This is a genomic window from Falsiruegeria mediterranea M17 (assembly GCF_900302455.1).
Taxonomy (GTDB): domain Bacteria; phylum Pseudomonadota; class Alphaproteobacteria; order Rhodobacterales; family Rhodobacteraceae; genus Falsiruegeria; species Falsiruegeria mediterranea.
Genome location: NZ_ONZG01000004.1, coordinates 36,453 through 58,340 on the forward strand (window position 1 = coordinate 36,453; position 21,888 = coordinate 58,340).

At 57.8% G+C, this 21,888-nt stretch carries 17 protein-coding genes and 1 tRNA gene; 9 read left to right on the top strand and 9 right to left on the bottom strand.

What is annotated here, in order from left to right; genetic code table 11:
* Positions 1-663: 663 nt before the first annotated feature.
* On the top strand, positions 664-2,184 hold the full coding sequence (locus TRM7615_RS08670) for a hypothetical protein (RefSeq protein WP_108786537.1): 1,521 nt from the start codon (positions 664-666) through the stop codon (positions 2,182-2,184).
* Positions 2,185-2,472: 288 nt separating this feature from the next.
* Here the strand turns inward: TRM7615_RS08670 and TRM7615_RS08675 are convergent, their stop codons facing one another.
* From TRM7615_RS08675 to TRM7615_RS08690, 3 genes are all read right to left on the bottom strand, one after another.
* Complete coding sequence (locus tag TRM7615_RS08675; RefSeq protein ID WP_207775225.1) at positions 2,473-3,486, bottom strand: HupE/UreJ family protein; 1,014 nt, start codon at positions 3,484-3,486, stop codon at positions 2,473-2,475.
* Complete coding sequence (locus TRM7615_RS08680; RefSeq protein WP_108786539.1) at positions 3,479-4,351, bottom strand: peptidylprolyl isomerase; 873 nt, start codon at positions 4,349-4,351, stop codon at positions 3,479-3,481. Before TRM7615_RS08680 ends, TRM7615_RS08675 begins: the two co-directional genes overlap by 8 nt.
* 331 nt (positions 4,352-4,682) lie before the next feature.
* The gene (locus TRM7615_RS08690) at positions 4,683-5,612 is read right to left on the bottom strand and encodes a helix-turn-helix domain-containing protein (RefSeq protein WP_165821399.1); all 930 of its coding nucleotides are present in this window, start codon (positions 5,610-5,612) and stop codon (positions 4,683-4,685) included.
* A 151-nt stretch (positions 5,613-5,763) separates the two neighbouring features.
* On the opposite strand from TRM7615_RS08690, the gene TRM7615_RS08695 reads away from it, so the two are divergent.
* Positions 5,764-7,035, top strand: coding sequence for an arginase family protein (locus tag TRM7615_RS08695; RefSeq protein WP_108786543.1), 1,272 nt, complete (start codon positions 5,764-5,766; stop codon positions 7,033-7,035).
* A 685-nt stretch (positions 7,036-7,720) separates the two neighbouring features.
* On the opposite strand, the gene TRM7615_RS08705 is transcribed toward TRM7615_RS08695, so the two are convergent.
* Both TRM7615_RS08705 and TRM7615_RS08710 read right to left on the bottom strand, forming a co-directional pair.
* Positions 7,721-7,795, bottom strand: a tRNA-Gln gene (locus TRM7615_RS08705).
* 92 nt (positions 7,796-7,887) lie between these two features.
* Positions 7,888-8,877: an NADPH:quinone reductase gene (locus TRM7615_RS08710; RefSeq protein ID WP_108787257.1), complete on the bottom strand. Its 990-nt coding sequence runs from the start codon at positions 8,875-8,877 to the stop codon at positions 7,888-7,890.
* Between the two features lie 91 nt (positions 8,878-8,968).
* Here TRM7615_RS08710 and TRM7615_RS08715 point away from each other — a divergent pair, with 91 nt between their 5' ends.
* Positions 8,969-9,877, top strand: coding sequence for a haloalkane dehalogenase (locus TRM7615_RS08715; protein ID WP_108786547.1), 909 nt, complete (start codon positions 8,969-8,971; stop codon positions 9,875-9,877).
* 22 nt (positions 9,878-9,899) lie between these two features.
* Here the strand turns inward: TRM7615_RS08715 and TRM7615_RS08720 are convergent, their stop codons facing one another.
* Positions 9,900-10,421 (bottom strand): SH3 domain-containing protein, encoded by a 522-nt coding sequence (locus tag TRM7615_RS08720; RefSeq protein ID WP_108786549.1) that lies wholly within the window; start codon positions 10,419-10,421, stop codon positions 9,900-9,902.
* Positions 10,422-10,556: 135 nt separating this feature from the next.
* Here TRM7615_RS08720 and TRM7615_RS08725 point away from each other — a divergent pair, with 135 nt between their 5' ends.
* Complete coding sequence (locus TRM7615_RS08725) at positions 10,557-11,543, top strand: 2-hydroxyacid dehydrogenase (RefSeq protein ID WP_108786551.1); 987 nt, start codon at positions 10,557-10,559, stop codon at positions 11,541-11,543.
* A gap of 12 nt (positions 11,544-11,555) precedes the next feature.
* Here TRM7615_RS08725 and TRM7615_RS08730 read toward each other — a convergent pair whose 3' ends face one another.
* A complete protein-coding gene (locus tag TRM7615_RS08730; RefSeq protein WP_108786553.1) occupies positions 11,556-12,179 on the bottom strand; it encodes a M23 family metallopeptidase in 624 nt (207 codons plus the stop codon).
* A 137-nt stretch (positions 12,180-12,316) separates the two neighbouring features.
* On the opposite strand from TRM7615_RS08730, the gene ggt reads away from it, so the two are divergent.
* From ggt to TRM7615_RS08755, 5 genes are all read left to right on the top strand, one after another.
* Complete coding sequence (ggt, locus tag TRM7615_RS08735; protein WP_370739796.1) at positions 12,317-14,101, top strand: gamma-glutamyltransferase; 1,785 nt, start codon at positions 12,317-12,319, stop codon at positions 14,099-14,101.
* Between the two features lie 69 nt (positions 14,102-14,170).
* On the top strand, positions 14,171-15,574 hold the full coding sequence (locus TRM7615_RS08740) for an FAD-binding oxidoreductase (protein ID WP_108786557.1): 1,404 nt from the start codon (positions 14,171-14,173) through the stop codon (positions 15,572-15,574).
* A gap of 94 nt (positions 15,575-15,668) precedes the next feature.
* On the top strand, positions 15,669-16,946 hold the full coding sequence (locus tag TRM7615_RS08745; RefSeq protein WP_108786559.1) for a hypothetical protein: 1,278 nt from the start codon (positions 15,669-15,671) through the stop codon (positions 16,944-16,946).
* A 135-nt stretch (positions 16,947-17,081) separates the two neighbouring features.
* On the top strand, positions 17,082-19,592 hold the full coding sequence (locus TRM7615_RS08750; protein ID WP_108786561.1) for a GcvT family protein: 2,511 nt from the start codon (positions 17,082-17,084) through the stop codon (positions 19,590-19,592).
* A 106-nt stretch (positions 19,593-19,698) separates the two neighbouring features.
* Positions 19,699-20,865, top strand: a complete 1,167-nt coding sequence (locus tag TRM7615_RS08755) for an adenylate/guanylate cyclase domain-containing protein (RefSeq protein WP_108786563.1) — start codon at positions 19,699-19,701, stop codon at positions 20,863-20,865.
* On the opposite strand, the gene TRM7615_RS08760 is transcribed toward TRM7615_RS08755, so the two are convergent.
* Both TRM7615_RS08760 and TRM7615_RS08765 read right to left on the bottom strand, forming a co-directional pair.
* On the bottom strand, positions 20,862-21,389 hold the full coding sequence (locus TRM7615_RS08760; RefSeq protein WP_108786565.1) for a hypothetical protein: 528 nt from the start codon (positions 21,387-21,389) through the stop codon (positions 20,862-20,864). The two genes, TRM7615_RS08755 and TRM7615_RS08760, sit on opposite strands and share 4 nt — an antisense overlap.
* A 124-nt stretch (positions 21,390-21,513) precedes the next feature.
* Positions 21,514-21,849, bottom strand: a complete 336-nt coding sequence (locus TRM7615_RS08765) for a carboxymuconolactone decarboxylase family protein (RefSeq protein ID WP_108786567.1) — start codon at positions 21,847-21,849, stop codon at positions 21,514-21,516.
* Between the last annotated feature and the right edge of the window lie 39 nt (positions 21,850-21,888).

Here is a 21,888-nt window from a genome sequence, read left to right on the forward strand (position 1 = left end):
TCACTCTGGTTCCCTGCTATCACTACTAGTACCTATTCCCCGACAGGGTCCCTCGGACCAGAAATACCACCATGACCAAGCTATTCCTGTGACCTTGTGTGACCCTGCTTACAGAGCCCAATCTCGAATCAGGTTAACGTAAGGTCAACGTTAGGAGGTTTCGATGTTCAGCAATCATTCTTTTCCAACAGCAATGGTTCGGTCGATCGTTTGCACTGTTCAGGCCTGCACCCGTGTTCAGCACCGAGTGAACCGTTTCCACTGATCACCCACCCAGAGGCCCTCTCTGTGGCCTCTACAGCACCCCTTTCACAGGACCTGTCCCAAGGGTGTTCCACCATAGAAAGGCCCCCAGGAATGCCCCACTTTGGCTCTCTGGCAGGGTAAGGTGAAGAAAGGGATCATCGGGCTGGAATTCCTACCACCCCAGCCATCCTCTTACAGATGATCCGAGCAAGTAGTCGCCGCCCTCGAGGCTGACGAGAATGCCCCCGTTTATGCCCCACTCAGGACCTCCGTATGGAGGGGGATATCTCTCCTATTAATAGGTATAAGTAATGGATAAGAAGAATATAGGGAGAGAGAAGGTCCTGAGTAGGAGCTCCTGGAAGGGATCCCCCGCCAGAGAACCTCTCACAGAGTTCCCCATCAAGAGGCCCTAGTATGACTGACCATAACATTAACCCTTGGCATTCCAGACCCATAGACGTGCATAAGTGGTCAGATCATCCAGAGGTGAAGGGGCTTGTGGACAGGATCTGGGAGGGGTTTCTGGGAGAGGTCATTAGCGAGAAAACTAGAGGGCCGAAGCCTAAGATGGCATTCAGGAAGCAGCTCAGGGTGCTGATCCTGGACTTGTATGTGGCGTGGTTGGATGATCCGGAGTTGTGTATCGGCGTGTCTATGTCGGTGAACTCGTGGGACACTAACTCCAGATACAATGCACTGCATATATCCAAGAAGATCGTTCCGATCATCAAGGCCCTCCACGAGGCAGGTCTGCTTGATCTCGCACGAGGGAGTTACGGTGGCGCTGGCGCAAGAGCCAATCGGACAACTCGCATTAGGGCGTCCGCTAAGCTACAGGCATGGTTCGCCCAAGCCAAGTTCGAGCGTGACGATATCGGGAGAGCTGAGGGTGAAGAAATCATCATCCTCAAGAACGACAACAAGAAGCAAATCGAATATACGGACACCCCTGACACATACCGCTGGCGTGAGGAACTCGCAGCATACAATGAGCTGATAGCCAATTCGTTCATCGACATCCCTTCTCTGGAAGAACCGGTGCTGGAAATCAGGGCCGATCTTCCCGTTGCACCTAGTGGTGACGGTGATGACATGCGACGCATTCGGATCGGAGATCACAACAAGCGCACCAGGCGCATCTTCAGTCGCAGTGTCTGGGACATGCATGGCCGGTTTTACGGTGGCTGGTGGCAGCAGATCGACAGTGGCTGGCGGTCCAAAATCACGATCAACAATGAACCGACGATCGAAGCGGACTATGAGGGCCTACATGTAGCGATGATCTACGCTCAAGAAGGGCTAGCCCTGGATCAAGATCCATACCTTGTTGAGGGAATTAATATCAAGGGATTACCGCCAAAAGCCTTGAGGATGTTAGCCAAGCGTTTAGTGCTTACTGCGATCAACGCGAAGGAAAAGTCGTCTGCTTATAAGGCTTTCAGGCAGAGCTTCCCTAGTGGGAATGCCGGAAAAGAGATGAGCAACGACGAGTTGGAGGTTCTCTTAGGTGCTGTTCTCTCCAGGAACCCGTGTCTGGAGGCCCACCTGTTCTCGGATCAGGGTATCCAGCTGATGCGGAAGGACAGCGAGATCACCTCCCTGATCCACAACCACTTCACCCAGAAGGGCGTCCCGGTCTTGTCTGTTCATGACAGCTACATCGTAGATTGTCGGCATGTTGGAGAACTCAGGCAAGTCATGCTGTATGCATCGGAAGAAGTGACTGGGAGGCCCCTTCGGATGTCCTACAACTTTCCTGGGCGCGAGGAGTTCGAGGATGTGAATGAAGGCGCATTGCAGAAGCACGTCCACGACTTGCGCTGGGCAGTTTACGAGAGTGAGCAGAATGCCTGTGCAGGCTATGTCCAGCGGTTGCTGAAATTCCAGGAACGGACTGGGAGGATCATCAGCCCCTACGAGGGCAACTCGCTCTAACGATACTCAACTATGAGGCTTGCTAAGGAGCTAGGACTGGAAACGTCAGCTCACAGCCCAAAGCGGACACAACCTGCGTTGTCGATCGTTCCTGATCGTCGACGCGGAATAACCGTTGGCTGCCCTGGCTCGCTTCTTTCCGAGAACCTTTGAAAGCAGCCATTGAAGTGCGAGGTGAATTGTTGCTGAGCTGAGACCCACATTGATGTCAACCAGTGCTCCGCTACGGGGTTTTGCAAAATTGGTGGACCAGAGCGCTCTCGATGGCATTGGGTCAAAGTTACTTCGTCAAGCAAACATCGATAGAGTTCGCTCTATGAGCCAGTATGCTGCAACCGTGCCAATGGCGTAAACAACAACGCCCTGCACAACTTTTGTCCACCAACTTGAAAGCGCAAGCTGCGAGAGAAGCCATGTCAGTGTCAGGACAACGCCAACAAACAAAAGCTGCCCGATTTCGACGCCGACGTTAAAGAACAAGAGTGCGACGGGAATTTCGCTTGGGGGCAGGCCAATTTCCGACAAGGCTCCGGCAAAGCCCAGTCCATGCAGCAACCCAAAGGCAAATGCGACCAACCAGGGTGCCTTAAAGGTCAGAGATTGGCGTCCGCGGGCGTGCCCAATGATTTCTGACGCCAAAAAGACAATGGATAGAGCAATTGCAGCCTCGACCGGTGCAGATGGCAGGGACACATACCCTAAAGTGGCAAGGCCCAGAGTAATGGAATGAGCAACCGTGAAGGCGGTGATGGTCTTGACCAGCATCCACCCGCCGCCGACGACGAACAGCAAGGCGAGCACAAAGAGCAAATGGTCGATACCAATCAAGATGTGTTCGATACCCAAGATCGTATAACGCTTTGCTGCCTTGAGCGGCGTGCCTGAACCAGCCAGCCATTCAGCAAGGGCGACCTCGATCACGTTTCCTTCGCGCTTTGCCAAACGGGATACTGGCTCTTGGCCCAGCCAACGAACGGTCAGCAATGCGCCCTCGCGTTTCCAGGGCAGAACCAACGTATCATCAGCAGTCAGGGCTGGCGCACATTGAAAGGTGAACACGACCGCATAGCCGCCTCTCTCACCGTTGGGAGAACCGGTTAGGGCGCAGTGTTCCGGCAAAGCTGGAGTGACAATCGCGGGCGCGATCCGGCGCGGGACTTTTGCGGTCAGGCGGTATTCGCCCGGTCGCGTTTCGATCAGTTCAGCCCGGTCAACACCCAAAGAATGCGCCACGGATGGTGGGGTGGGTAGCAACACGTTGAGAACGAATGCCAGCAGGGCAACCCAAAAACACTTAAGCACCGGGCTCTCCCTCCTGAACGGGTTCGATCTCGATCTTGTAGCCTGGCGCCACGGCTTTGATTTCCTGATCAAGCATCGCGCGGGATTGATCCGCGAGCCACCGTGTCGAAATCCAGTCTCGGGCCGTTTCGAAATCAGGTAATCGTTTGGGGTGTCGTTGGATAACGCGCAGGAAGTGCGTCGAGCCCGAAGGCGTCACAAAGGGGCCATGCCACGCGTCGCTGTCGGCGCTCGCGGCAATCACCTCCAAGGCCGCATCACGGCCAAAGACTTGTGCTATCCGCGTTTGTGTCATGAAGCGGATAGAGCGGCCAAAGGCCAGATCCGCATCCCCTAGCGTGTCTGGGTCCACGCCTGACCTGAGCTGCTCCAGTACATCCGCAGGAACTGGCTTGCCCGCCTCGTACATGACATGATCGAAGTCCAGGCTTGGGGGGCTTTCGAAGAGGTCCAGATTAGCTTCAAAATAGGCCTGCAGCTCTGCTTCGTTTGGTTCAGAAATGTCGCCGGCGATAAAGAACCGCATATTTTGCAAAAGCAGCGCCCGAATGCGCGAACTGTCCGAAAAGCCGCGTTTCACGGCCTCACGAACCAGGATCTCCTCTTCGATGAAGTTTGATATGATGTCGGCCTTCTCTTCTTCCGACAGGGACCGCAGTTGAAGCTCTTCTTCTTGTTCAAACAAGAACTTCTGTGTCTGGGCATCGACTACAATGAGGTCGCGCTTGTCCGTGGCAAACAAGCCTTGCATCAGAAACAACAGTCCTGCCAGGGCCAGAAAGTGGACCAAAGGCTCGCGAACAAAATACGAAAGGAACCCGCGCGACGCAGAAGTGTTTTCTGGTTTGGGTTCGGTTGCGCTCATTTCATCGCCCCTGGTAACAAAAGACGTCTCGATTGAAGGTGTCTTTTGCCAGTTTCGCAAGTATTATTCGAATGTTCGGATTCGTTGATTGCTGTTTTCCGGCAACTTGGCTGGGTACACGCAATTGAGGTTGGGCCGCGCGAATTCTGCGAGACGCCTCGTTGAACGCCCTGCGCTCCCACCTGCTGAAAGAGACACCCGAGTCGGCCTCTGTGACAGTACTTGCCAACGAACATGGGTTTTCAGAGTTGGGGCGGCTTGCCGGTACCTATCGCCGAACGTTTGGTGAGTTGCCAAGCGAAACCTTACGGCGTGCCTATCTGAGCGAGGTTTAGTTTCGCAGAGTTTCGTGCGGGTATTCACCGAATTGCTTGTGGTATTTGCCCGACAGCCGCCCCAAATCCCCGAACCCCAACTCAGAGGCAAGTTGCGTGACGGTGTTGTTCCCAACATTGGCGTCCCGCAAATTCTGTCGCAACCGCCTGAGGAGCAGCAGTTCCTGGTAGCGCCGCGGTGTCAGCCCAGCGGACTTGCGCAAAGCATAAAAAAGGGTTCGGCGGGACACACCCAATCTGTGGGCCATATCGCCGACGTCGACATCAACGGCGTCGGGATGCATAAGCAAGTCATCCAAATCCTGCAAAACGCGATAAGCGGGACTGCCGCTGTCGACGAATTGCGCTATGGTTGGATCCTCCTCCAACCAAGGCGTCAGTGCCACTTCAAGCGCATCGAGAACGGCAGCTTTCAACTCAGCAAGCTGGGCATCAGATAGGGGGTGGCTGCTGGCGGTCCTGGTCGCATGCCGACAGACGCGTTCAAGCTGTTGCAGCAATGGCAATGGGCGCTTGCTCAACGGTGCGCCAAACATTTGCCAGCCCAACTGATCGGCAATCTCGCGCGAGACGCCGATCTCCAATGTCACGACCGGCCCCAGAAAGACATAGTCCATCTCTTGCCCTGGCAGGAACAGCATGGCGTCTTCAGGGGTCAGCTCGTGCCCCAAAGACACCGCCCCCCTTCCGGCGCTGACAATGAACCCGAAATGAACACGCCCGTCGTCGGACATCTGATCCAGCCATCGACAATGAGATGTGCCACGTGCCCAAAGCAACGTAATCCCGTCCAGATCGACCATGTCATACTCCAGATCTGCGGCTCCGGCCGAGTACTGCGTGTAGCCGGGAATCATACCTGTCGCGTCAAACAGGAATTCGCTGATCTCGTCCGATGTATTCAAAAAAATTCGCTGACGTATCATGCGGATACTTTGGTTTGCCGATACGGCAGCTGACAACCGCATTTTTCCAAGCTTCTGAGGCCGGATTGCACAAATTACGTAGCGAGGGGATAGCGACTCCTTGCACCATGGCACTGACTTTAGATGTGATTTTTCATGGGAAGGGTAGAAGATGAAGGTTTCAGCACTCCTTGGTGTCACGACGCTGATAGCGTCGCTTGGTGCGTTTTCATCCCAGGGTTCAGCGCAAATGCTCAAAGACATCGTTGACGCCGCGCCGAAAGAAGACCCTGCACCGATGCCGCACATCAACCAGGATGATCCGAGCAAGATGAACATCAAGCAGGACAAATCCACCAACATCTGGCGTGACCTGCGCGAAGGTACGGGCAGCCGAGGCGAAGCCGGGCCGATTGATATCCAGCGTTACCAGCTGCAGATGGAACCCGTTGGCATCCAAACCTTCTTCAAGCTGCCTGTGGCTTTGCGTCCCGAAGATCTTGTCGCCGGAGAGGTTGATGTCGCCATTTTCGGCGCCCCCACCGGCGCACTGCCGCATTCGGCAGGCAACATGTGGGCCCCGGCCGAGATCCGCACCACACGGGACTATGGCGGATACGGCGATCCCAAGTTCCCCCTGAGCTGGGTCGAGTATGAAACTCTGCTGGCGCCGTTCACTGTCCTCAACGCTGTTGATTACGGTGATGCCGGGATGAATGCCTACAACCAGTCTCACACGCTCGAAGAAATTCGCAGAATGACACGCGAGATCGCGGCGGTCGGCGCAATTCCATTCATCGTGGGCGGTGATCATTCGGTTCCGAACGGAACCTATCGTGGGATCGTCGATGTCTATGGGCGCAACAACGTGGCCTTTGTCCATTTCGATGTCCACCTGGATCGGGGACAAGGCAAGTTCGGGGCCTACTACCACTCGGGAAGCTTCATGACGATGGCCGTCGAAGAGGGCCTGGTCGATGGCAGCAATGTGATCCAATACGGCATGTCCACCCCTGTCTTTGGCGAAGGGGACTGGGATCAAGTCCTGGCCGAGGGCGGGAAAGTCTATCACATCCACGAAATTCGCCGCGATGGCGTCGAGGAAACCTTCGACAAGATCTACGAAGACCTCAAAGACATCGATCTTGTCTATGTCTCTTTCGACATCGACACCTTTGATATGAGCTATGCACCCGGCACGGGGTCTTCATCGCCGATCGGTTCGCACCCCGAAGATCTGTTCCCAATGTTGCGTGAATTCGCAGCGACCAAGACGATCGTGGGCGTTGATTTTGTCGAGTTCAATCCGTTCTACGACAACAAGGGGCAACAAACTGCCCGCCTGGTTCGCCGTACGATGTTTCAGTTTTTGACCGGGATCGCGATGAAAAAAGCAGGCATGGAACCCGATTTTGTTCATCCAAGAATTTCTGGCAAGCCTTAAAAAGAATCCATTCATTCTTGGAGTTAGAATGACAAAGTTTGCATTGCCAATTTTGCGACTAATGAAATGCTGCAAGGTGCGCGTTTGACTGGTTCGACAAACCGCACTGCAACATAGAGAAGGTATATGAATGGCCTAGACTGGCCGTCGAGGCCTCTGGCGGGGGATCCGCAGGAGCGAGTTTGCAAAGTCCGTTTCCTGCGCTTTGCTGACATAGACACGCCGATACACAACTCCGGATCATCCAACCACGCCACATACAAGTCCAGGATCAGCACCCTGAGCTGCTTCCTGAATGCCATCTTAGGCTTCGGCCCTCTAGTTTTCTCGCTAATGACCTCTCCCAGAAACCCCTCCCAGATCCTGTCCACAAGCCCCTTCACCTCTGGATGATCTGACCACTTATGCACGTCTATGGGTCTGGAATGCCAAGGGTTAATGTTATGGTCAGTCATGCTAGGGCCTCTTGATGGGGAACTCTGTGAGAGGTTCTCTGGCGGGGGATCCCTTCCAGGAGCTCCTACTCAGGACCTTCTCTCTCCCTATATTCTTCTTATCCATTACTTATACCTATTAATAGGAGAGATATCCCCCTCCATACGGAGGTCCTGAGTGGGGCATAAACGGGGGCATTCTCGTCAGCCTCGAGGGCGGCGACTACTTGCTCGGATCATCTGTAAGAGGATGGCTGGGGTGGTAGGATTCGAACCTACGATACACGGTACCAAAAACCGCTGCCTTACCACTTGGCTACACCCCAACGGTGAGCGGCTGTCTACGCCGAGTGTTCGAAGGGCGCAAGAGGTCCGAGGCAAAAAAATCGCCTCGGCTTGCAAATTTTTTCCGGTCTTCCTAAGCGCCTGTAGAAAGCAGGATTGCGCCGGTGCGATTGCCTGCTTCAACGGCCTCATGCGCGGCGGCAGCCTGCTCCAGCGGAAAGACCTGTTCGATGGGGCTGTGCAGCGCGCCAGCTGTCAGCGCCGCTGTCAAAGTGTCTACAGCAAAGCGGCGTTCGGTCGGTGTCAGCAGGTACACGAGAACGATTTCCAGGGTCACCGCTTTGAACAACAACGGAAAGATCGGCAGGGCGGGGGTCATGTCCTTGGCCGAACCATAGGCGTTGAGGCGACCGTTTTCGGCAATCACTTCGGCGTCTATGTTTATGTTCACACCCAGTTCCACATCAATGATCTTGGGAATCGGCTGGCCATTGTTGGCGGCCAGGATTTGCTGTGCCAGATCCGGTGCGCTGTAGTCGAGGGCCACATCCGCACCCGCGGCCTTGGCGCGATCCAGCCCTGCGCCGCGGGCTGTCGTGATCACGCGCGCGCCGCCCCATTTGGCCAGTTGCACGGCAAGATATCCCACGGTGCCCGCGCCGCCATGAATCAGCACGGTCTGGTCGCGGATGTCGCCGCCATTGAACACGGCATGCGTCGCGGTCAGGCCCGGGATGCCCAGGGTGGCCCCGACTTCGTCGCTGACTGTAGCGGGCAGGGGAACAGCTTGTTCCGCGGGTAGGTTGATCTGCTGGGCAGCGGTCCCATGGGCACGTTTCCATTGGCCGTTCCAGAGCCAGACACGTTCCCCGACGCGCGATGCAGGCACACCGTCACCTACGGCCGAGATGACACCGGCGCCGTCGCTGTGCGGGATGATCTTGTCGAACATAGGGCGATCCAGGCCCGGGCGACCTGCGCGTGATTTGACATCTGATGGGTTCACGCCGGACATGGTGATGTTCACGGTCACTTCGCCCGGACCGGGGGCAGGGCAGTCCATGTCCACCAGGGTCAGAACCTCGCGGGCCGAACCAAACGCGCTGTAGGTGATCGCTTTCATCTGCATGTCCTTTGGAAAACTGTCGCGACGTTCACCCTAGCGGGACACGAGGCGAATGCTAGGCTCAATCGCAACAGGAGGAGAACAGACCATGAAGGCATTGCGCACGCCGGACGAAAGGTTCGAAGGGCTCAAGGATTACCCGTTTGAGCCAAACTATCTGGAGGTTGATGACACCGAAGGCGGCAGCCTGAGGGTGCACTATCTGGACGAGGGGCCGTCAGGCGCCGACCCGGTGCTGACAATGCACGGCGAACCCAGTTGGTCGTATCTCTATCGACACATGATTCCGGTGTTTGCCGGCGCCGGGCATCGGGTCATTGCACCGGATCTGGCTGGGTTTGGTCGGTCGGACAAGCCGAGCCAACGCTCTGATTACACCTATGAACGGCACGTGGGCTGGATGGGGTCGGTTGTCCGCCGATTGGACCTGAACAACATCACCTTGGTCTGTCAGGACTGGGGTGGGCTGATTGGCCTGCGCCTGTGGGCTGAGATGCCCGAGCGTTTTGCCCGCGTCGTCGTGGCCAACACCGCCCTGCCGACCGGGGATCAACCGATGGGCGAGGCGTTCAAGGCCTGGCGCACGTTCAGCCAAGAGGTGCCGGAATTCCCTGCGGGTCGCATCGTCTATGGTGGGACAACCAGCAAGCTGACAGACGAAGAGGTCGCGGCCTATGACGCGCCATACCCGGATGAAAGTTACAAGGAGGGCGCGCGGCAGTTCCCGGTTCTGGTGCCTGACAGTCCCGACAACCCCTCGTCTCAGGCCAACCGCGAGGCTTGGGGCGTGTTGCAGGGGCTGAATACGCCGATACTGACCGCCTTTGGTGCCGATGACAAGATCATGGCCGGGGTCGACAAGGTGTTCCAGAAACTGTGCCCCGGCGCAGCAGGGCAACCGCATACGATCCTGCCGGATGCCGGTCATTTCCTGCAAGAGGATGTGGGGCCGGAACTGGCGCGACTCACCAATGACTTCATCGCGCAGACGTCGTGATGTGGAGCGCGGGGCTGAGGGATCAGTCCCGCACCTCCTCGGGGGCGACGCCCCAAAGGTTTTCCTTGCTGGCCCAACCGCGATAGCCGCCAGCCGAGATGCGGCACCATTCGGCCGAGCAGCTGCCCAGACGGGCCACGACGCCCAACTCGAAATGCGCAGTGACGGGTGCGTTGTCATCCGCGCGGGCATGCACCGGCATCATGTCGCGTTCGATAAGAACCGTGCGTGCGCCTGACAACAGCGCGTAGTGCACCCAGCCGCCGGCACCATCGCGGTCCTGTACTTTGCGCCAATGGCCGTGCTCGGCGGTAATCTGCAGTGGCATGTCGCGGCGTTTGAACACCCAGTCGATGCGATGGGTCAAAGATGGCCCGCGCCGCACGTTGCCCTCGTTTGCCTTCATCGAGACATAGCGTGGCAGCGGAAGGTTCGTCACCGGGCCACGTTTGTCCTGCGCGTGGGTCACGGTCGCGACAAGAGCGATTGAAATACTTGAAATTGCCGCCAAAACGCGGCGATGGATCGAACTCGAATGTTTCACTGCCTGCCTGCCCGAATACTCGACTGCTCTGTCAAAAAAGGCTGCGTCATTTGCGCATGGGGTTCTTGTGCCCCGCCTGTTCCTGCGCCACGATGACATGGCGCGGAGCTGTTTGAAAAGCCTGGGAGAGCGGAAGTGTCAAGAGAACGTCTGAGTGTTGTTGTTACGCGACGGTTGCCCGAAGCGGTCGAAACCCGACTCAGTGAGTTGTTCGATGTGCGCTTGCGCGACGACGACACGCCGATGACCCGGTCCGAACTGGTCGAGGCAGTGCAAGACGCCGACGTCCTGGTGCCCACGGTGACCGATACGATTGATGCCGGTCTGATCGGGCAGGCCGGTGAACGGTTGAAGCTGATTGCCAATTATGGGGCCGGTGTGGATCACATCGACGTGGAAACCGCGCGACGGCGTGGGGTGCTGGTGTCGAACACCCCTGGTGTTCTGACCGATGACACCGCGGATATGACGATGGCCCTGATTCTGTCGGTCACCCGCCGTCTGCCCGAAGGCATGAGCACGATGCAAAAGGGCGACTGGAACGGTTGGGCGCCGACGGCATTTCTGGGCGGGCGTCTTGGCGGTCGCCGTCTGGGCATTCTGGGCATGGGTCGGATTGGGCAGGCCGTGGCGCGGCGCGCGGCGGCCTTTGGCATGCAAGTGCATTATCACAACCGCCGTCGCCTGCGTCCCGAAACCGAGCGAGAGATGGAGGCGACCTATTGGGAAAGCCTGGATCAGATGGTTGCCCGCATGGACATTCTGTCGATCCATTGCCCATCGACGCCGAGTACCTTCCACCTGATGAATGCGCGCCGTTTGAAGCTGGTAAAGCCGACCGGGGTAATCGTGAACACCTCGCGCGGTGAGGTGATCGACGAAAACGCACTGACCCGTATGATCCGCAGCGGCGATATCGCGGGCGCCGGCTTGGATGTCTATGAACACGGAACGGATGTGAACCCGCGCTTGCGTGAACTGCCCAACGTGGTGCTGTTGCCGCACATGGGCTCGGCCACCGTCGAAGGTCGGATCGAGATGGGCGAAAAGGTCATCATCAACATCAAGACCTTCGAAGACGGCCACCGGCCGCCAGATCAGGTCGTGCCTGCAATGCTGTAATCCCAGCGCGCTTTATTTGCAGGGCGCCGGATATGTCAGGGTGCCTTGCGGGTAGCTGTTTCCCTTTTGAAAACAAGTCACCTTGCCTGGCCCGTCCGCCCAATAGAGATGCGGGTTCACGCCCTTCTTGCCGTCGACCAGGTATCTGACATGCCCCCAATATGTGCCTTTGGCCCCTGACCGCCACTTTCGTCCCAGTTGAAAATGCAGGTGTCGAACCCCGACGATGCACCGAAACTCCTTATGGTTGTTGCCAAGTTTCGCGATCACTTGCCCGCGTTTCACGCGTTGTCCTGCCTTCACCGAAACCGGGCCAAGATGCCCGTAGGCTGCAATCAGGGGCTTTCTGTCCGGTCCGAGCCCGTGGTCGATGACAATTGTTGGTCCCCAGCACGTTCCGACATCAACTTCTTTCACGGCACCATCGGCCGCGGCCAGAATGGCCATGCCGTTTGGCCCACCCACGTCCAAGCCCTGATGTCGACTTGAGCGAGGGAGATTGTTGGCCCCCATCCGGCTTTTGTAATCCGATATGATCGGGGGCGCGTTGGATGGCACTTGCACGGGTGGCGATTTGGCAAATGTGCTTGAGGCAATGACTGTGGATGCGACAACAACACTCAAAAACGTGTACATGATACCTCGGCAAAACTGGTTTTGAGAGAACTTCAGCCGATGTGTGATTCTGGTGCAAGAGGGTTCTTGGCGACGACGCAAAATGCCTTAGGGTTGCATTCAAGAGATTTGAAACCGGAGGATTTGGGATGAGTAAGATGGTTAAGTCAGGGCTCTGTGTCTCTATGATGATGACGGCATCAGCCGTTTGGGCACAAGAAACAGCAGATAGCGTTGCTCCCGAAGCAGCCACTTCCGGTCAAATCCAAGCTTTGTCCGAGGCAGCGCGAGCGGCCGTCTCGGCCAAGCGGGATGGCCAAGTTGTAGAAGCGCAAAACTGGATGGTTGCGGCCGCGAACCCACATGCTGTCGAAGCAGGCGCCGAGGTTCTTCGAAACGGAGGGACCGCCGCCGACGCGATGGTGGCCGTACAGACGGTTCTGGGACTGGTCGAACCGCAATCCTCTGGCCTTGGCGGCGGAGCGTTCTTGGTCTGGTATGATGGCGCTTCCCAGAGCTTGACGACGCTGGATGCGCGCGAAACCGCGCCTTTGGCGGCAACCCCGCGTCTGTTCCAGAACGAGGCGGGCGAGCCGCTGAAATTCTTTGAAGCGGTCGTTGGCGGCCGTTCGGTTGGTACGCCCGGGACGCCTGCGCTGTTGGAAGAGGCGCATCGCCGGTGGGGTCGTGCATCCTGGCCCAGCTTGTTTGACGCCGGGATCGAATTGGCAGAGCAGGGGTTCGAAGTGTCGCCTCGCCTTGCGGGTCTGGTTGAACGGGACGCCGAACGATTGGCGCGGTTCCCGACAACGGCCGAGTATTTCCTGCCCGGTGGGGCTCCGTTACAGGTCGGTGACGTTCTGACCAACTCTGCTTATGCGCAGACGTTGAATGTTTTAGCGGCCAAGGGAGCCGATGGGTTTTATACTGGATCGATTGCGGCTGACATCGTGGCCACTGTGCGCGGGGCCGAGGGCAACCCCGGCGTGTTGTCGCAAACAGATTTGGCACTGTATCAAGTCAAGGAACGCGACGCGGTCTGCGCGGCCTATCGTGCGTATGATGTCTGTGGCATGGGCCCACCCTCGTCTGGTGCGCTGACGGTGGGGCAGATCCTTGGCATGCTGTACAGTTATGATCTGGCGGCTCTGGGGGCTGAAAACCCCGAAAGCTGGCGGTTGATCGGCGACGCCTCGCGCTTGGCGTTTGCAGATCGGGGTCGCTACATGGCTGATAGCGATTATGTTCCCATGCCGACCGCCGGTTTGGTGGATAAGGACTATCTGGCCGAGCGGGCAAAGTTGTTGGCAGGCGATGATGCCTTGCCCGAGGTGGCCCCGGGCAATCCAGAATTCGACCATGCACTGAACTGGGCCAATGATGAGGCGATCGAGCTTCCCTCGACCTCGCATATCTCGATCGTGGATCAATATGGAAACGTGTTGTCGATGACGACCACCATCGAAAACGCGTTTGGCTCGCGCCTGATGACCAATGGGTTCCTGCTCAATAATGAACTCACTGATTTCTCGTTCCGGACCCATCGAGATGGTGTGCCGATTGCCAACCGGCTGGAGCCGGGCAAGCGCCCGCGCTCCTCCATGAGCCCGACGATTGTCATGCAGGACGGCGCCCCGGTGTTGGCCATCGGCTCACCCGGTGGCAGCCGGATCATCGGCTATGTCGCAACGGCGATCGTGGGCTGGGCCGATTGGGGAATGGATGTGCAACAGGCTTTGTCGGCACCGCATCTGGTCAATCGTTTTGGCACCTATGACATTGAGCAGGGCACTGACGCCGAAGCGTTGCAAACCCCGCTCGAAGAAATGGGTTACAAGGTGAACCTGCGCGACCTGACTTCCGGCTTGCATGCCATCGAGATTGGCGAAACGCTCAAAGGCGGGGCTGATCCACGGCGTGAAGGGATCGCTTTGGGAGAGTGACTTGCAAGTTAGTTGACATGACAACTACCATGCGTATTGTCACGACAATACGAGGGGATGGAGTGACACATGGTCCAAGCTACAACACTGCCGCGGAATGAAACCGGTATCGAAACGGTTGTTGGTATCTTAAAGCAACAATTTGGCGACCGGCTGCAAACTGGCGCTTCGGTTCGCGAGCAGCATGGTCACACCACCACCTGGATCGAGAATCAGTCGCCTGACGCTGTGGTCTTTCCTCAAACCGCCGAAGAGGTGGCGCAGATCGTCAAGACCTGCGCCCTACACAAGGTGCCGGTTATTCCCTTTGGCACCGGCACCTCTTTGGAAGGGCATGTGAACGCGCCTGCAGGCGGTATCTCGGTCGATGTCAGCCAGATGAACAAGATCCTGGCCGTCAATGCAGGCGATCTGGATTGTGTCGTGCAGCCGGGGGTGACCCGCGAAGACCTGAACACCCATTTGCGCGATCAGGGTCTGTTCTTTCCCATCGACCCCGGCGCCAATGCCTCGCTTGGCGGTATGGCCTCGACCCGGGCCTCCGGCACCAACGCCGTGCGCTATGGCACGATGAAGGACAACGTCATGGCGCTCGAGGCGGTGATGCCCGACGGACAGGTGATCCGCACCGCGCAACGCGCCAAGAAGTCGTCAGCGGGTTACGACCTGACCCGTCTGTTGGTGGGATCCGAGGGCACGCTCGGTTTGATCACCGAGATTACCTTGCGCTTGCAAGGCATCCCCGAGGCGATCAGCTCGGCCCGCTGCTCCTTCCCCTCGGTCGATGCAGCCTGTCAGGCGGTGATGATGACCATCCAGTACGGTATCCCCGTGGCCCGGATCGAGCTACTGGATGCGCTGTCGGTCAAGGCGGCCAATGATTATTCCAAGCTGACCCTGCCGGAAACACCGCTTTTGCTGCTCGAGTTTCACGGGTCCGACGCGGGTGTTGTCGAACAGGCCGAAACCTTTGGTCAGATTGCCGAAGAGTTCGGCGGCAGCGATTTTGCCTCGACCACGTCGACCGAAGAACGCAGCAAGCTGTGGCAGGCCCGACACGACATGTATTGGGCGTCGCTGCAGCTGCGCCCCGGTGCCAGCGGGATTTCCACGGATGTTTGCGTGCCCATCTCGCGTTTGGCGGAATGCGTGACCGCGGCGCAGGACAAGGCGGCTGACCTGGGTCTGGTGGCTCCAACGGTGGGCCATGTGGGCGACGGCAACTTCCACACCTTGCTGCTGATCGACATGGAAAACGAAGGCGAGGTGGTCAAAGCCGAAGAGTTCGTGAGCTGGCTGAACGATATGGCCATCTCGATGGATGGTACCTGCACCGGCGAGCATGGAATCGGTCAGGGCAAACGCCCCTATCTGGTCAAGGAACTGGGGGCAGCGACCACCTATATGGCGGCGATCAAAAGGGCTCTGGACCCTGACAACATCATGAACCCTGGAAAAATCCTGCCCGACTAGGGAAATGCCACATTTCCATCCGGTTTTGCCAAAGCCCTGCCAGAATTCTAACGCAGGTTGATCTTATCCGATCACCTTGTGCGAGTATTCATTGATGAGCATTGCAAACACCATTGGATTTGTTGTCGTTTGTGGCGCGGTGGCCGTTGGCGTCGACGTCTATACCCAATCCAAAGCTGCCGACGGCCCATTTGGGGCCTCCGAGTATTTTCAAACTCTGAACGACCGATACGCAGGTTTTCTGGCTGACCGCCAAACCGCCAAGGCGGAATCCGATCGACAGGATCGTTGGGCCGCAGGCGGGCAAGGCTTCATGCCCGCCCCACCCGAGGGGTGGGCCAGCTACAGTTTCACCCAGTACGACGAGGCTCCAGTCATCAAGGCATTGAGCTTCAAGCCCACGCCGGTTGCAAACACGCTTTCGACGACGGACCTCTACGCGGCAGAACGTAGCGGGAATGCCGCAAAAGCGCGTATCCTGGATCGCTCGGGGCGTGTCTACAGCAACGGGGCAGAGACCCTGTGGCTCGACATTACCTTCAAGCCCAAAGCGCAACGCAACACCGTGGCGGGCCTTGCCATGGGCAACATGATGGCCTTCTCCAACGGCATGGAGCAGACCGAAGGCTATGCCGTTTTCGACGGCGTGGGCTATGTCGAGGTGTCCCGCAGCATGTTGAACCCGACGGACGAACCGCTGGGGTATCGCAATCTGGCCGGGCGCATCGGATTTGACGAAGAAGTGGTGATCCGCCTGCGTACAGACGCCAGTGACGAAACGATCCGCCGATTCCTGGGTAACCTGGACTATGCGGCCTTGAACGCTGTGCTTAAACATCCCGTACCAGCAGTTGGGGCTGGCTATGTTCTGGCGGCGGACGAGCAGGCTCAGCGGGCCGAGCAGATGAATGACCTGTATCGCAAAGCGTCAAACATGCAGACCAAGATCTCGATGGAGAAGATCGAGAACATGGACATGGGCGCATTGATGGTGAACACCTTCGTGTCCGGCTTCAACCAGGATGGGGTAGTCGACATTACGGGTGGGGCGGTGTTCGAAAATCAGGATCTTCTGCAAATTGGCTACGGCCAGGCGGTTTCAAGCCTGTTTGAAGCGGATCGGCGCAAGGCCGACGCGGCACCTTTGTCCGAAACATCCGACACCCAACACGCAGCTGTCGCACCCACCGAGGACGAACCCGGATTTCTTTCGGGTCTGTTGGACAGCCTGCCGTCTCTGGGTGGGACACAGGTCGCAGCCGATCAAGCTGCCGGGAAACCGGTCGAAGTGCGTGTCAACAAGGGTGGATTCAGCGGATCGAACTGCGTCATGCAAGGCGCGGTCAAGCGCTGCAAAATCGTACAAAACTGACGCCGAAAGCGGGAAACCGACAGCCAGCCCCGGCGCGGCGTCGTTTTTCCCTTATCACAGGTCGGATGATTGTCGCGCTTGGGGCTCGCTTTCCTTCATATGGAGACAGCAAATTTCAAGGGGAGTCGCCCGGATATGAAAACCCAAGTCAAAGCACTGGTCGTCGGCGGTGGTGCCGTCGGTACGTCGATTGCCTATCACCTGGCCAAGGCAGGCTGGGATGACGTCATGTTGATCGAGCGGGACGAACTGACGTCCGGCTCGACCTGGCACGCGGCTGGCCTGCTGCCATTGTTCAACATGAGTTATGCCACCACGCACATCCACAAGTACTCGGTCGATTTCTACAAGCAGTTGGAAGAAGAGACCGGCCTGAACGCAGGCTTCGCCGTGGTCGGCAACTTGCGCATGGCGCAGACGCAAGAGCGCATGGATGAATACATGCTCTATGCCTCGACCGCAGAAACCTGTGATGTGGCTTATGAGTGGCTGACACCTGAGCAGATCAAGGAGCGCTGGCCGCTGATCGAGACCAGCGACCTGAAAGGTGCGATCTATCACACCGAAGATGGCTATATTAACCCCGCCGACGTGACCCAGGCGATGGCCAAGGGTGCCCGTCAGCGCGGCGTCGACATCGTCCGCAAGATGCAGGCCGATGCCTTCCACTGGACTGGCACGCATTGGGAAGTCACCTGCACCAAGATGGTGGAAAAGGGCGGCAATCTGGTGGCAAGTGACGAGCAGGTGGTGATCACCGCCGAGCACGTCGTGACCGCATCTGGCAACCATGCACAGCGGACCGCCAAGATGCTGGGCATCAAGATGCCCGCTATCCCGGTCGAGCACACGTTCATCGTCATGGATAAAGACCCCGAGCTGGTCAAATGGCGTGAAGCCGGCAACCCCGAGCACCCCGTTGTGCGCGATGCCGACAACGAGAGCTATGCGCGCGAAGAGCGCGGCGGCTGGATTCTGGGTATCTATGAGCACGGCGCGCCCGCGCAGTTCGAGCACGGTGTGCCCGACAGCTTCCGTGCCGACCTGTTCCCGCTGGATCTGGACCGGATCGCGGATCAGTACATGGCGATGGCCGAGCGTGTGCCGTCCTGTGCCGAAAGCGGCTTGAAGGACGATTTTAACGGCCCGATCTGCTACACCCCTGACGGCAACCCGCTGGTTGGTCCGGCGCCGGGTCTGCGCAACATGTGGCTGGCCGAAGGTTTCTCGTTCGGAATCACTGCTGCGGGCGGCACCGGCTATTATCTAGCGCAGATGATGGTCGATGGTGAGGCCGAGATCGACATGGCCTCGCTCGACCCCAAACGCTACAGCAGCAACTGGATGACCACCGAGTTTGCAGCGCGCAAGAACGAAGAGTGCTATGAGCACGTCTACATCCTGCACCACCCGGATGAAGAGCGCGCCGCTTGCCGTCCGCTGCGCACCGCACCGGCCTACGACCGCCAAAAGGCGCGCGGCGCACAGTTCGGCTGGGTCAACGGCTGGGAGCGTCCGAACTATTTCGGCCCGCTGGATGCACCGCAGACCTACGATCACGATGCGCGCTCGTTCCGCCGTGGCGGCTGGTGGCAGCATGCTGTGGATGAGGCCAAGGCGATCCGCGAAGGCGTTGGCCTGATCGACGCAACCGCGTTCACCAAGCACGTTGTCAAAGGCCCCGGTGCAACCCAGTTCCTGGATTGGTTCACCTGCAACAAACTGCCCAAGGTCGGCCGTATCAACCTGACCTATGCGCTGACCAGCCATGGCACGACCCGCACCGAATACACCATCGTGCGCAACGGCGAGAACAACTACTACCTTGTTTCTGCCGGTGCCTGGACCGAGTATGATGCCGACTTCCTGCGTAAGGCGGCCGAAGACAAGATGGAAGAGTTCGGCTACATCGAGATTCAAGATGTCACCACGCAATGGGGCGTCTTTGCCATCGCCGGACCCAAGTCGCGTGACGTTCTGAAAGAGGTCATCAACGACGCCGATCCGGAAACCGCACTGTCGAACAAGCGCTTCCCGTGGCTGTCGGCCCGTCAGATCGAACTGGGCATGTGTCCCGTGAATGCGATCCGCGTGGCGTATACCGGCGAGCTGGGCTGGGAACTGCATCACCCGATGGAAATGCAGAACTACCTGTTCGACCTGCTGGAAAAGGCGGGCGAGAAGCACGGTATGAAACTGGTTGGCGCGCGCGCCCAAAACTGGCTGCGTCAGGAGAAATCCTATCGCGCGTTCGGCACCGAACTGGGCCGCGACTCGACCCCGGCCGAGGCTGACTTGCCGCGCTTCATCGACCTGTCCAAGGAGTTCCACGGCAAGGACAAGATGGTTGAAACCGGTGTGCGCTTCAAATGCTGCACCGTGCTGATCGACGGCCCCGCCGATGCTGATCCTTGGGGCCGCGAAGTGATCTATGCCGAGGATGGCGTGACCCGTCTTGGCCGTCTGACCTCGGGTGGCTACTCGGTCGCGTTCGAGAAATCGATCGGCATGGGCTATTTGCCGCCTGAACTGGCGGTCGAGGGTACAAAGGTGAAGGTCAAGATGCAGGACAAGCTGTGGGATGGTGTCGTGACCTGTGACAGCCCCTACGATCCCAAGAACGAAACCATCCGAAAGGACGGTTAAGGAAACCTGCATAAATTCAGAAAAGGGCCTCAGCGAAATGCTGGGGCCCTTTTCCTATCCGCTGAGCGCTCTATGCACCATGCGCTGACAAGGCTAGGTTGAGAGAATGGACACACTTCATCAGCTCTCTCACTGGATGATGACCGAAGGGCGGTGCTCCAACGATCCGGTCAAAGTTGTTTCGCATTTCTGCAGTTCACTGATCGAGGCGGGCGTGCCTTTGTGGCGGGTCAATATCGGGCAGCGGTTTGCCAATCCCTTGTTGATCGCATGGGGGGTGGTCTGGACGCCTGAAGACACCGAGGTTTATGACGTCACGCATGAGCGGATGCTGACGGACGGTTATGTTGGCAGTTCGTTTGAATATATCCTCAAACACAGACGCCCCCTGCACAAAAGCTTACTTGGTCTGGATCCGGGGTCGGATCACATCTCGTATCTGGAGTTTGCAGAGCAGGGTGGGACCGATTACTACGCAACACTGCTGTTCTACGGTGACGGTTCTATGCATGGCTGCACCTTCGTGACGCAAGATCCGTTGGGGTTTAAGGCTGAGCATCTGGAAATGATCGAAGCTGCACTTCCTGCTTTGTCATGCGCGCTAGAGCCGGTCACGATGCGCAAATCGTCGAAGAGTTTGCTGCGCACCTATCTGGGTGATGGGGCATCCGACGCTGTCTGGAATGGGACGATCAAACGAGGCGAGCGTACGACTGTCGATGCCGTGGTTATGTTCTCGGACCTTCGGGGGTTCACGGCATTGTCCGAACAGGCGGACGAGAACGAATTGTTCGATGCTCTGAATGGGTACTTTGATTTTGTTGTTCAGGCGGTTGAGGAAAACGACGGCGATGTGTTGAAATTTATGGGTGATGGCATCTTGTCGATTTTTCCTATCCGGTCCGATGCGGACAGGGAAAAGATATGTCGCAAGGCGGCTTTGTCGGCTCGGCGTGTTCTGGTCGGCCTCGCAGAACTGAACCTTGCGCGAATGGCAAATCAGCAAGCTCCGCTCGACCTGGGGATAGGTATCAACGCAGGAAAAGTCAGCTATGGCAACATCGGCAGCCCAGGCCGATTGGACTTTACTGTACTTGGCGGCGCAGTCAATCTGGCAAGCCGCGTAGAGGGGCTAACCAAGTCTGTTGGAACACGTGTTCTGGCAACGTCAAACGTGGCCGAAAACGCCTCTGATCTGTTCGATTCCTGCGGAACTCACGCCGTCCGGGGGATCAGTGAACCAGTCCCTCTCTATTCTCTGTCAGAGACTTAGACCGGCCGTTTCATGCCCTCGAACGCCTCCATCGTGAAATCGACGGCTTTTCCGGTATCCCAGTCATAAAAATCCCGTTTCAACTTCATCAACGGCCCCAGGTAGACATGGATCGCTTCGCTGGGACGGTCCCCTTTGGCGGTGACGGCGTGGATGGCGTCACGGTCCAGCGCGATGACTTCGCCTTCGGCGGCGGATATCTCACCGACCTGATCCAGCCCGGCCTCGCCGCTTTGATAAAGCAGGCTCAGCTCTTCGCCGCTGTAACAGGCGATCAGGACAGGCAGCAGGTGTTCGTGGGGCGGCAGCATCACATCAGGTTGAAAACGGCAATGCCAGATCGACAGGTCATCATCCTCGTGAAACAGGGTCTCGGGCTCGCTCAGTTTATCCGAGGCCGCCAGCAGCGGGGCAGGGTCGCGCACCAGGTCCTGCAGATAGGTCTGAATCGCGAGCTGGGGGTCGGCGGTTGTCAGGCGGTCCTTGATAGAGCTCACCATGGCGTCGAACGAAAATTCTGGCATATCTTTCCCTCCTGTCTCAATCAACAGGCTAGGCTGTTGGGGGGTAATTGCCTAACGGAAACCGGCCCATCCCGCGACTTTGGCGACAGAGCGTCCGGAACGCCCTGCCAACTTGGGGCCAACCTCAGGCCGTCAATTCGTCGAAACATTCCAGTGCTTTTGCCGCATACATCATCGATGGGCCTCCACCCATCTGGATGCACATGCCCAGAACGTCGGCAATCTCTTCGCGGGTTGCCCCGGCCTTGGCCAGAGCCTCAACATGGAGCGAAATGCAAGGTTCGCAGCGGTCTGCGATCGAGATGCCCAAGGCCACGAACTCCTTGGTCTTGTAGTCCAGTGTGCCGCCTTGTTTGACGGATTTCCCCAATGAGCCAAAGGCTTTGGCCGTGTCGGGAATGGCCCCATTCAGATTGCGCAGACCCGCGCGGGTGGCGGACAGCTTGTCGGTCCAGGACATGTCGATACCTCATTCACATTAAGATCGCGGAATGTGTAT